Annotated in this window: 8 protein-coding genes and 1 pseudogene; 4 read left to right on the top strand and 5 right to left on the bottom strand. The window is 67.7% G+C overall.

Annotated elements, in window-relative coordinates; genetic code table 11:
* The 3 genes and pseudogenes from AC1RQF_RS06035 to AC1RQF_RS06025 all read right to left on the bottom strand — a co-directional run.
* A pseudogene (locus tag AC1RQF_RS06035) lies at positions 1-191 on the bottom strand (efflux transporter outer membrane subunit); the annotation flags it as partial.
* Positions 192-207: 16 nt separating this feature from the next.
* A complete protein-coding gene (locus tag AC1RQF_RS06030) occupies positions 208-1,788 on the bottom strand; it encodes an MDR family MFS transporter (RefSeq protein ID WP_273999003.1) in 1,581 nt (526 codons plus the stop codon).
* Complete coding sequence (locus AC1RQF_RS06025; RefSeq protein WP_492871522.1) at positions 1,781-2,923, bottom strand: HlyD family secretion protein; 1,143 nt, start codon at positions 2,921-2,923, stop codon at positions 1,781-1,783. Before AC1RQF_RS06025 ends, AC1RQF_RS06030 begins: the two co-directional genes overlap by 8 nt.
* Positions 2,924-3,031: 108 nt before the next feature.
* On the opposite strand from AC1RQF_RS06025, the gene AC1RQF_RS06020 reads away from it, so the two are divergent.
* Entirely contained in the window at positions 3,032-3,784 is a 753-nt protein-coding gene (locus AC1RQF_RS06020) for a CerR family C-terminal domain-containing protein (RefSeq protein WP_492871521.1), read from the top strand.
* Positions 3,785-3,788: 4 nt separating this feature from the next.
* Here AC1RQF_RS06020 and AC1RQF_RS06015 read toward each other — a convergent pair whose 3' ends face one another.
* Positions 3,789-4,283 (bottom strand): GNAT family N-acetyltransferase, encoded by a 495-nt coding sequence (locus AC1RQF_RS06015; RefSeq protein WP_273999000.1) that lies wholly within the window; start codon positions 4,281-4,283, stop codon positions 3,789-3,791.
* Between the two features lie 127 nt (positions 4,284-4,410).
* Here AC1RQF_RS06015 and AC1RQF_RS06010 point away from each other — a divergent pair, with 127 nt between their 5' ends.
* The 3 genes from AC1RQF_RS06010 to AC1RQF_RS06000 all read left to right on the top strand — a co-directional run bounded on the left by AC1RQF_RS06010 (position 4,411) and on the right by AC1RQF_RS06000 (position 8,855).
* A complete protein-coding gene (locus AC1RQF_RS06010; protein ID WP_273998999.1) occupies positions 4,411-5,070 on the top strand; it encodes a GntR family transcriptional regulator in 660 nt (219 codons plus the stop codon).
* Positions 5,057-6,316 carry a dicarboxylate/amino acid:cation symporter gene (locus tag AC1RQF_RS06005; protein ID WP_273998997.1) on the top strand — a complete coding sequence of 420 codons (1,260 nt, stop codon included), beginning with the start codon at positions 5,057-5,059 and terminating at the stop codon, positions 6,314-6,316. Before AC1RQF_RS06010 ends, AC1RQF_RS06005 begins: the two co-directional genes overlap by 14 nt.
* An 817-nt stretch (positions 6,317-7,133) precedes the next feature.
* Positions 7,134-8,855 (top strand): purple acid phosphatase family protein, encoded by a 1,722-nt coding sequence (locus AC1RQF_RS06000; RefSeq protein WP_273998996.1) that lies wholly within the window; start codon positions 7,134-7,136, stop codon positions 8,853-8,855.
* 38 nt (positions 8,856-8,893) lie between these two features.
* Here AC1RQF_RS06000 and AC1RQF_RS05995 read toward each other — a convergent pair whose 3' ends face one another.
* Complete coding sequence (locus AC1RQF_RS05995) at positions 8,894-9,970, bottom strand: fatty acid desaturase (protein WP_492871520.1); 1,077 nt, start codon at positions 9,968-9,970, stop codon at positions 8,894-8,896.
* Between the last annotated feature and the right edge of the window lie 703 nt (positions 9,971-10,673).

Genomic DNA, 10,673 nt, shown 5'->3' with positions numbered 1-10,673 from the left:
AGCCAGCGCCACCAGCGGCTCGGCGCGGGCGCGGCGGTGCGCACGCCGCCGGCGGGCGCGCGCACGAAGTGGTCGCCCGGCGCGGCCGCGTCGGGCGCGCCGCGGTAGTCGGGGCCGACCGTGCAGCCCGCGAGCGCGCCGGCGGCCGCGAGCGCGGCGAGCAGGCAACGGGAACGATGGGAAGGCGTCATCACGGCATCCTGGGAATCAATGGCCGGCATCGGCGGGCGACGCCGGGTGGCGCGGGGTCCGCAGCAGCAGCGCGAGCGGCACGCAGGCGAGCAGCGCGAGACCGAGCAGGTAGAAGGTTTCCGAAAACGTCATCACGAGCGCCTGCTGCTGGATCTGCGCGGCGAACTGGCCCAGCGCGCGCAATTGCGCGTAGGCGAGGTCGCCCGTCTGCGCGAACCAGCCGGCGGCGTTGGCCGCGAGCCGGTCCTGGCCGAGCGGCGAATTGGCGCTGACCGATTCGCGCAGCATCGCGGCGTGGAAGGTCGTGCGCCGATCGATCACCGTGCCGATGATCGCGAGCCCGATCGAGCCGCCGAGATTGCGCGCCATGTTGTAGAGGCCGGCGGCGTCGCCGGAATCCTCGCGCGCGACGGCGGCCATCGACGCCTGGTTGAGCGGCATCATCGCGAGCATCTGTGCGATGCCGCGGATCAGCTGCGACCACACGAAGTCGTGCCCCACGCTTTGCGCGGTGAGGTCGATGTCGAGCATGCAGCTCGTGAAGAACAGCAGCAGCCCCGTGATCACGAGGATCCGGAAGTCGACCTTGCCGAGCAGGCGCGGCAGGATCGGCATCACGAGGAATGCGGGCAGCCCGGACAGCAGCATGATCGCGCCCGACTGCGCGGCGTTGTAGCCGGCCACGAGGCTCAGGAACTGCGGCAGCAGATAGGACACGCCGTACAGCGCCGCGCCGACCGCGGACACGATCAGGATCACGCTCGCGTAGCGCGGGTTGCGCATCAGGCTCAGGCGCATGATCGGCCGTTTCGCGAAGCGCTGCGACAGCGCGATCAACACCATCCCGGCGAACGAGATCCAGCTCAGCGTCACGATCATGTGCGACTCGAACCAGCGTTCGCGCTGGCCTTCCTCGAGCACGACGGTGAGCGAGCTGAGGCCGATCGCGAGCCCGGCGATGCCGAGCCAGTCGGCATTGAGGAACGCGTGCCATTGCGGGCGCTCGGATGGCAGGCCGACCAGCAGCAAGGTCATCAGCAGCAGGCAGACCGGCAGGTTCAGGAAGAAGCACCAGCTCCAGCTGATGTTCTCCGCGAGCCAGCCGCCCACGACCGGGCCGAACAGCGGACCGAGCAGCACGATCAGGCCGAACACCGTCATGCCGACGGGCAACTGCGACATCGGCAGCCGGGTGCGGATGATGGTCTGTGCGGTCGGGATCAGCGCGCCGCCCGTGAAGCCCTGCCCGATGCGGCCGGCCACCATTGCCGCGAGCGAATGCGACCAGCCGCACATCATCGAGAACACGATGAACAGCGCCGAGTTGGTCAGCAGGAAATTGCGCAGGCCGAACACGCGCGTGAGCCACGCGGCGAGCGGGATCATCACGATCTCCGACATCAGGTAGCCGGTCGAGATCCAGGTGCCTTCGGTGCCGGTCGCGCCGATCGCGCCCTGGATCTGCGGCAGGGCCGAGTTGGTGATCGAGATGTCGAGCGTCGCCATCAGCGCGCCGAGCGCGCCCGCCGCCACCGCGATCCAGTCGGCGGCGCTCGCGCGCGCTTCGGCCGGGGCCGGCGGGCGGGCGTCAGTCACGGCGGTTCTCCGCGTCGATGCGCGCGTCGTCGTCGCGCGCGCCGCGCGTATCGACGTCGACCGTCACGGACAAGCCCGGCACCAGCACGGCGCGCGTCGCTGCGCCGGTGTCGAGGCGGATCCGCACGGGCACCCGCTGCACGATCTTGGTGAAGTTGCCGGTTGCGTTCTCGGGCGGCAGCAGCGCGAACTGCGCGCCGGTGCCCGGCGCGAAGCTGTCGACCACGCCGTGCAGGGTCTTGCCCGGCAGCGCGTCGACGCGCAGCTCGACAGGCTGGCCGGCGCGCATGCGGCCGACCTGGGTCTCCTTGAAGTTCGCGACCAGATAGGTGCGCTCGACCGGCACGACGGTCAAGAGCCGCGTGCCGGGCTGCACGTATTGGCCGACCCGGACGGTACGGTCGCCGACCCGGCCCGCGAGCGTGCTGCGCACGATCGTGTTGTCGAGATCGAGGCGCGCTTGCGCGGCGTTGGCCAGCGCGGCTTCGAGCTGCGCGCGCGCCTGCGTGAGCGCGGCGGTGCTCGACGCGATCTGCGTGCGCGCGGCGTCGAGCGCGGCGCTGTTGGCCGCGAGCGTCGCCCGGGCCTGGTCGCGCGTGCTGGTCAGCGAGGCGACCCGCTCGGCCGTTTCGGCGCCCGTCGCCACGAGCGGCGCATAGCGTGCGACCTCGTCGCCTGCGTGCCGCGCATTGACGCGCGCGACCTCGCGCTGCGCGCCGGCCTGTTCGAGATTGGCGCGCTGCTGGCCGATCTCGGCCTCGGCGCGTGCGATGTCTGCGCGACGCGCGTCGACCGTGGCGAGCGCCTGGTCGAGCGACACCTGGTACTGACGCGTATCGAGGCGCACGAGCGGGTCGCCCACCTTCACGGGCTGGTTGTCGGCGACGTAGACGTCCGTGATATAGCCGGCGATCTTCGGCGCGGCGGTCATGCTGTCGGCTTGCAGATAGGCGTCGTCGGTGCTTTCGATGAAGCGGCCGACCGTCCACCAGCGTGCGAGCCAGACCCCGCCGACGACCAGCGCGACGAGGCCGGCCGCGATCAGCAGCCGCCGGCGCGATGGGCGGGCGGCGGTGCTTGTGTCGGAATCCTTACTATTCGCTTTCGGATTTGATTCGGGTGCGGGCGACGACATGGTGAACGTCCAATTTATTCCAGTCGGCAAAATTATTCCGAACGATATAATTGTGTCAAGTGAAATCTGGTCCGGCGGATCGGGGCCGGTCGAACCGGAAGGAGGGATATGAAGGAAGCGAAGAAGCTGCGCCGTTCGACGGCAGGCGGTTATGCGCGCGGCGACGAGACGCGCCAGCGCATCATCGACGCCGCGCTCGAGCTGTTCGGCGAGCACGGCTTCGAGGGCGCATCGACGCGCGACATCGCCGCGCGCGCCGGGGTCAATGCGCCGGCCTTGCAGTACTACTTCGAGAACAAGCTGGGCGTGTATTGCGCCTGCATCGAATCACTCGCGGATCAGGTGTGGATGCATTTCGTGCCCGCGGTGCAGCGCGCCTGGGCGGTGCTGAATGCGCCCGAGGCGGACGTGGAGGAATTGATCGAGGCGTTCGTGGGGATCCAGCGGGCGATGGCGGGCAAGATCTTCGAGACCCCGGGCACGCCGAACCAGCGCATGCTGTTCGCGCGCGAACAGTCGGGCTACGAGCCCGAGAGCGCGAGCCAGATCCTGATGCAGCGTGTGCGGCGGCCGCTCAACGAAGTGACCTGCGCACTGATCGCGCGCGTGACGGGCGAGGCGCCCAATGCAACCGTCACGCGGATCCGCATGTTCAGCTTGCACGGACAACTGACGATTTTCCACGTCGCGCGGCGCTCGACGCTCGAGATGCTCGGCTGGCGCGAATACGACGCCGAACACGCCGCGCTGATCGTGGAGACGGTGTGCGCGCAAAGCCGCGCGCTGCTGCTGCAATGGCATCGCGAACGCGGCGCCGCGATGCCCGTTCCCGCCGCGCGCCGACGCCGGGCGGCGCGCTGACGCGTCATTCCGCGTCGACCACGGGCGTGCCCGGCAGCACGTAGTGCATCTCGTAGAACAGCGCGTCGCCGCGCGAGGGCAGCGTAAATGGTGCCCGCGCGGACGCGAAGCCGAGCGACTCGTAGAAGCCGCGCGCCGATTCGCGCGCGGTGCACCACACGAGCCGGCCGGACTGGCGTTCGGCGTGGTCGAGGCAGAGCTTCATCAATACCTTGCCGAAGCCGTGCCGCTGCACCGCGGGTTCGACCGCGACGCCGCGCAGGCGCCATGCCGCGCTGTCGTTCGAACCGGGCAGCGGTTCGCGGCAGATCGTTGCAACCGCCACGATCACGTCGGCGCGACGCACCGCGAGATGCAGCGTCGATGCATCGTCATCGCCGCGAAAGCGCGCGGAGTCGAGTTCGCCCGCGAGCAGGATCCTGCCGCGTAACGGCGCGACATCGGCGGCTGAAACGGAGCAGATCGAGAACAACACGTGGGAATCGGACAGGGTTGGCATCGTGAACGCTTAATGGCAAGGAATGGAAAAGTCGCGCAAAAAATATCAGTTGAAGACGACTCATAACCGGGATAATCTAGCCCGGGCCGGATTCACGGATAAACGAATAATCAAACTGCGATCTCAGATGGCTGAGGGCATTATTTCCGATACCGAAAACGCGTACGACCAGATTCGCAATCGAATCTTCGACGGCCGGCTTGCGCCTGGCCAGAAGATTTCGTACCGCGGGCTGGCCGGCGAACTGGGGCTGGGGCACATGCCGGTCCGTACCGCCATTCAGTTGCTGGCGGCGGAAGGGCTGGTCGAGGTGGTGACGAAGAGCGGCACCTATATCTCGCAGCCCACGTCGCAGGATCTGCGCGAGATTTTCGAAGTGCGCCTCGCGCTCGAAAGCACGGCGGCCTACCTGGCGGCGCGCGGCGGTGCGACGGAAGGGCTCGTGCGCTCCGCGGATCAACTGCGCCTGATCGTCGAGCAGGGCACGAGCGACATCATGATCGAGCAGCGGATCGGCTGGGTGTTTCACCAGGAGATGTTCGAGGCCGCGCGGAATGAACGTCTGTTCACGACGTACAAGATATTGCGGGCTCAAACGCTGGCGCTCAATGAATTGCCGCGTGAGGATGCGGAAACGGTCAGACGGGGAACCATCGAACACCTGAGTATTTTTGACGCGATCAAGGAAAAGGATCCCGAGTCGGCGCGACGCCATATGTGGAACCACATCGTAGATGGTACCTCCGCGAGAATCAAACTTATTCGGGCCAATCATGAATCCGACTAATCGAGGTTTTTCGCTTCCGCTTCAAATGATCGCGGGCCTCGTGCTCGGCATCGTCTGCGGTCTCTATGCGCCCGGCGTGAGCGCGAAGCTCGGTTTCATCACGACCCTTTTCGGGCATGCGATCAAGATGGTCGTGCTGCCGCTGATCCTGATGTCGGTGACGATCGGCACCTTTCGCGCCGGTATCTCGCGCGGCCACCTCGGCCGGACCGCACTGCTCAGCCTCGTTTTCTTCCTCGTGATGACGCTCGTCGCGAGCGCGCTCGGGCTCGGGCTCAACCTGCTGTTCCGGCCCGGCGTCGGCGCGAGCCTCGCGCATACGGCATCGCTGCCGTCGAATCTCGCGGGCGATATCGACTGGTTGAAATTCGTCACCGACCTGATTCCGGCGAACATCGTCGGCGCGCTGGCCGCCGGCAATTCGCTGCCGGTGCTGGTATTCGGCGTGCTGCTCGGCTCCGCGCTGGCGGCGGTCGAGGATCGCGCGGGCCCGCTGATCGCGGTGTGCGAATCGTTCCTGGCGGCGCTCTTCAAGCTGACCGAGTGGGTGGTCGCGTTCTCGCCGCTGGCGATCTTCGCGGCGCTCGCCTTCCTGCTGTCGTCGAAGGGCATGTCCGCGCTGACGCCGCTGCTCAAGCTGCTCGGCATCGCCTACCTCGGGATGGCGATCCTCGCCGTGCTGCTGACGCTGATCGTCAAGCTCGCGGGCCAGTCGCCGTTCGCCGTGCTGCGCCAGGTCGGCGCGCCGCTGATCCTCGGCTTCACCACGCGCTCGTCCGAGATCACGTTCCCGCTGCATCTGAAGAAGCTGACCGAGATGGGCGTGCCGTCCTCGGTCGCGTCGACGATCCTGCCGCTGTCCTACATCTTCAATCGCGACGGCGCGGTGCTTTACACGGCGCTCGCGGTCGGCTATCTCGCGGACGCGTATCACCTGACCTGGAGCTGGCCGCTGTTGCTGACCATCGCGGTGCTCACGATCATCACGATCGACGGCGCGGCCAACGTGCCGTCGGGCGCGATCGTCGCGATCACGGTGATCCTGTCGGCGATCGGCCTGCCCGCCGAGGCGGTCCTGCTGATCCTCGGCATCGATGCATTCTTCGACATGGGCCGCACCGCGCTCAACGTGTATGCGAGCACGGTGGCGACCACGGTGGCGATGCGGATTTCCGGCGAGACGTATGACGGCGAGCGGGGGCGACCGGCGGTTGACGGTTTCGCCACCGCGCGCAATCGGGTGTGACGCGTCGCGCGAGCGGCGTGATCGAGCAGTTGAGCAGTCGAGCAGGAAGGGGCTGACGCCGGCGTTGCGAGCGCGGGCGGGGGCCTGAAAGAAGAGCGGCCGGCACCGGTGTTGCGAGCACCGATGCCGGCCTGACCATTGGAAGCTAAGAGAGACCGCCCATGGCTGCCCGTATTCTACGGCAACAATGGCGCCGCCGAGCAAGCAGGGGCTCGCCGGCGTTCGCGCGTCTGCTGCGGGCCCTCGGCGGAGGGCGCGCGCGACGCGCCACCGACCTGCCCGCGCTGAGCCGGGTGGAAGACGGCCCGCGCACGGTTGCGCCGCGCGGGATGCGCTTTCACGCGGCGCCGGCCGATCCGCTGCCGCGCGCGCGCATGCGCCGCGAGACGCCGTTCCGGCGTTCGACGTTCGGCTCCGGCTCCCGATTGATCCTGTTCCCGTTCCATGCCCGGCCGCCGCGCGGCCGCCGCGGCCGCGCGTCCGGCGGAGGTGACGTCCGCCGCGCATGAGGTTTTCCCGGCGCGAGATCCTATCTCGTGTCCCGTCTGACGATACGCCTCGATCGGCCCTCGGGTAAGCATGTCAGACGGCTTTCGCGCGCGCTTCCTTCCCTCACGGGAAGCGCGCGCTTTTTCTTTTCCCGACGCCGCGCGGCGCGGCCGCGCCGCCGCTGCGTTGACATCGGCGGGTCACAGATCGCGGGCTAATGTGGGGAGGCCGGCCACGGCACCGTGGGCCGGTCCGGCCGCCGGCCGCTCCGCGTGGAGCCGGAGCGGATGCGGTGGATTCCTTCCTTCCCACGATCACAATCATTCACATGTCGACGAATCAAGATCATGCCGATCCCGCGACGCCCGAAGAGGGCCGTTATGTCTCGCGTCGCGGTTTCCTGAAGCTGGCGGGCGCGTCCGGTCTCGCGACCGCGACGGGCGGGCTTGCCGCCGCGCGCGCCGCGGGCGCGAATCCGGACGGCACGCCCGAGCAGATCCACCTGACCTGGGGCGGCGACCCGAGCGAGGAGGTCGTCGTGTCGTGGGCGACCCTCGCGCCGGCGCTCAAGCCGCGTGTGCGCGTGCGCGCCCAGCATGGCGACGACTCGCGCAGCGACGCCCGGCGCGGCGGCGCGCATTGGGAAACCGTGCACGGCGTGCAGCGCACCTACACCGACGGCCTGAACGGCGACGTGGTGTTCACCTATCACGCGCGGCTGCGTGGGCTGCGGCCGGACACGAGCTTCCAATACGAAGTCACCGCGGACAACGACAGCCGCGCCGCCGCGCCGTTCACCGCGTGCTTCCGCACGGCGCCGCGCGGGCGCACGCCGTTTCGCTGGACCAGCTACGGCGATCTGGCGACGCCGAACACCGCCTGGGTGCTGTCGTCGACGCAGAGCCGCTTCGCGGTGCAGGCGGTCGAGCAGTTCCAGCCGCTGTTTCACCTGCTGAACGGCGACCTGTGCTATGCGAACCTCAATCCGGCGCATCAGCCGGACGTGTGGCGCGACTTCGGCAACAACAACCAGACCTCGGCGGCCCTGCGCCCTTGGATGCCGTGCCCCGGCAACCACGAGATCGAATTCCACAACGGCGCGCAAGGCCTCGATTCGTATCTCGCGCGCTATACGCTGCCCGACAACGGCACGCGCTTCCCGGGCCGCTGGTACAGCTTCCGGGTCGGCGGCGTGCTGTTCGTGTCGCTCGACGCGGACGACGTCGTCTACCAGGATGCGGCCGCGTTCGTCGCCGGCCCGAATCCGCTGACACCGGCCGCGAGCACCGGCAATCCCGCGATCGAGCCCGGCACCTCGTTCTATGTGCGCGGCTACAGCAACGGCGAGCAGACCCGCTGGCTCGAAGCGATGCTGCATCATGCGGCGCGCGACCACGAGATCGACTGGATCGTGGTCCAGATGCACCAGGACGCGCTCAGTTCGTCGAAAGTGGGCAACGGCTCCGACAAGGGCATCCGGGAGGCGTGGCTGCCCCTGTTCGACCGGTATGGCGTCGATCTCGTGCTGTGCGGCCACGATCACGATTACGAACGCAGCTATCCGGTGCGCGGCTGCAATCACCACGCGGGGCTCGATCCGCTGACGGGCGTGGTGGTCGATACGCTGCAGCCGCGCCCCGTCGTCACGAGCGATCCCGCCGACGGCCGCTTCGATACGAGCCGGGGCACCATCCACCTGATCCTGGGCGGCGGCGGCACGAGCGCGCCGCTCGACGTATACGGCGTGGATCAGGCGACGGGCCTGCCGCAGGCGCGGGTCTTCACGAAGCCGAACCGGCCGGTGCCGGGCAGCGCGCCGAATACGTTCGTGCGCGCGGGCGCGGACGCGGTCGAGGATGCGATCTGGTCGGCGCGGCGCGACACGGGCACGGGCTACGGGATCGCGGTGTTCGACTACGAGCCGGGCGAGCGCGGCGGCGAGACCACGATCACGGTGCGCTACTACCACGCGCCGGGCGCGGACCAGACGCCGACCGCGCAGTACGAGCTGTTCGAGACGATCGTGCTCAACAAGACGCGACGCGGCTGAGGCCGGCAAGCGGCGCGCCGGCTCGACGCCCGCGCCGCTCAGGACGCCGTGCGGGCCGCGTGCCGGCGGTTCGCGCGGCGGAAGGTGCCGAAGTCGTTGAAGCGTACGCCGACCGCGCGCAGCGCCGCATGCGCGCGTCGCGCGGTCAGCTGGCGGATGTAGAACGGATCCCGCACGACGAAATGATGGATCGCGCGGGTGCTGCCGAAGTTGAAGCAGAACAGCTGCAGCGGCGCGAGCCACCACGGATTCAGCACCTGGGTCTGCTGGATCACGTTGCGCGGGTCGATGTCGCCGAAGTAATGCATGTTCGAGCTGATGAAGTTGATGCAGAAGCTGCGCACGAAATTCGGCCCGAGCCAGATGACCGAGAGAAAATCCACGACCTGCATCGCGGCCTGCAGCGCGTGCGGGGCCGGCGTCGCGTAACCGAGCGCGCGCAGCGCGAAGCCGCCCGCGTGGTAGAGGATGAACGCGTGCCACAGCATGTAGTACACATGCCCCAGCGGCAGGTAGGCACCGACTTGCTCGATGCGCAGTTGCTGGCGCGAGGCGGGGTTCCGGGCGGGCTGCGCGGCGACGTATTGACGGACCTTGCGGCGCATCCTGTTGGGCCTGAGCGCGACCGCGAGCATGCCGTCGGCGATCATCAGGAGCCGCTTCAGGCTCCAGCGTTCGCCGTTCGTGATCCCGTATTCCTCCAGATCGGAATCGCCGCCCGACACCTTGTGATGGTGCAGGTGCATGCGGCGGCGCGTCCACGGGTTGATCGTGCCGGGCCGGGCGAGCCAGCACAGCGCCATCATCAGGTGATAGGCCCACGGCGTCGTGCGGAAATACATGGCGTGGATCAGGTCGTGCTCGAGTTCGTGAATCAGCGAGGTCAAGAAGGCGGCCGCCGGCAGCGCCACATACCAGGCGATGCGTCCGGCGCCGTACAGCCAGGCGTTCGCGAGCAGCGCGGCCACGCACAGCGCCATCACGACGGCGCCGATCAGATCCTGGTGGTCGAGCAGCGGATAGCGCCGGCGCAGCGCATCGCTCGCGGCGTTGACCTGCTGGCGGACGTACGCGACTTTGTCCGCGTCGTTGCTGAAGGACGGAAGGGGGTTCATCGATGATTCCCTGCATGAAGACGGCGTGGCCGGTAACGTCATCATAGGAAGCGCGCGCACCGCGCGCGAGGGCGGGGCGTGCCAATCGGCGAGTCATTTCGGGTCGGGCGGGCAGATCGTCGTGATCCACCGGCAAGCGGCTGCCGTGCTTGATCGATAGGTCGAGGTGGCTCGGCGGCCCGTTGTCGCGCCGGGTGCGCCCTTGTTCGACCGAGCGCGAGCGAAGAACCGGGCGGGTCGAAAGGCGCGCTGCTTTATATCGGATAGATCAACCGATGGATCGACCGCGCGAGAAGTGCGCCAATCTCAAGACGGCTCGTACTTCGTTGAGCCGATGTTTCATACATTGAAATCGCGATGAATCGAATGTCAGCGGGATAGGTCGTGCGCGATGAGGTGCGGGTACTGCTTATGTCGCCATTGGGAGGGGCGAGGCGGTCTGCGCGATGCGCAACCGGCAAGCCCGGAGCTGTGCATGCGGCGTTGGCCGGCGAGGTGCGGCGCGTGCGGCGGGGAATGGCAGCGTGTGAGATGGTGCTTTTAAAGCGGCGAACTGAATCTAGTATTAGTTCTGTTTATATTTTAAAAAATCTAGTACTAGTTCGAATTGCTATTAAGAAGGGTTGTTTTTGAATTTCTGGTTGGCATGATGGCGAAAATTCCCCGACATTCCACGACACCAGCCCTTCCCTTCATCATCTGC

It is taken from the genome of Burkholderia sp. GW821-FHT14F03 (genome assembly GCF_058803765.1).
The sequence above is the reverse complement of the archived record's forward strand: the minus strand, read 5'-3'. Positions and strand labels throughout refer to the sequence as shown.

What these genes read in the sequence shown, in the direction of transcription:
- AC1RQF_RS06025 (WP_492871522.1), bottom strand. Translation starts at nt 2,923, where the DNA reads ATGTCGTCGCCCGCACCCGAATCAAATCCGAAAGCGAATAGTAAGGAT.
- AC1RQF_RS06020 (WP_492871521.1), top strand. Translation starts at nt 3,032, where the DNA reads ATGAAGGAAGCGAAGAAGCTGCGCCGTTCGACGGCAGGCGGTTATGCG.
- AC1RQF_RS06005 (WP_273998997.1), top strand. Translation starts at nt 5,057, where the DNA reads ATGAATCCGACTAATCGAGGTTTTTCGCTTCCGCTTCAAATGATCGCG.
- AC1RQF_RS05995 (WP_492871520.1), bottom strand. Translation starts at nt 9,970, where the DNA reads ATGAACCCCCTTCCGTCCTTCAGCAACGACGCGGACAAAGTCGCGTAC.
- AC1RQF_RS06015 (WP_273999000.1), bottom strand. Translation starts at nt 4,283, where the DNA reads ATGCCAACCCTGTCCGATTCCCACGTGTTGTTCTCGATCTGCTCCGTT.
- AC1RQF_RS06010 (WP_273998999.1), top strand. Translation starts at nt 4,411, where the DNA reads ATGGCTGAGGGCATTATTTCCGATACCGAAAACGCGTACGACCAGATT.
- AC1RQF_RS06000 (WP_273998996.1), top strand. Translation starts at nt 7,134, where the DNA reads ATGTCGACGAATCAAGATCATGCCGATCCCGCGACGCCCGAAGAGGGC.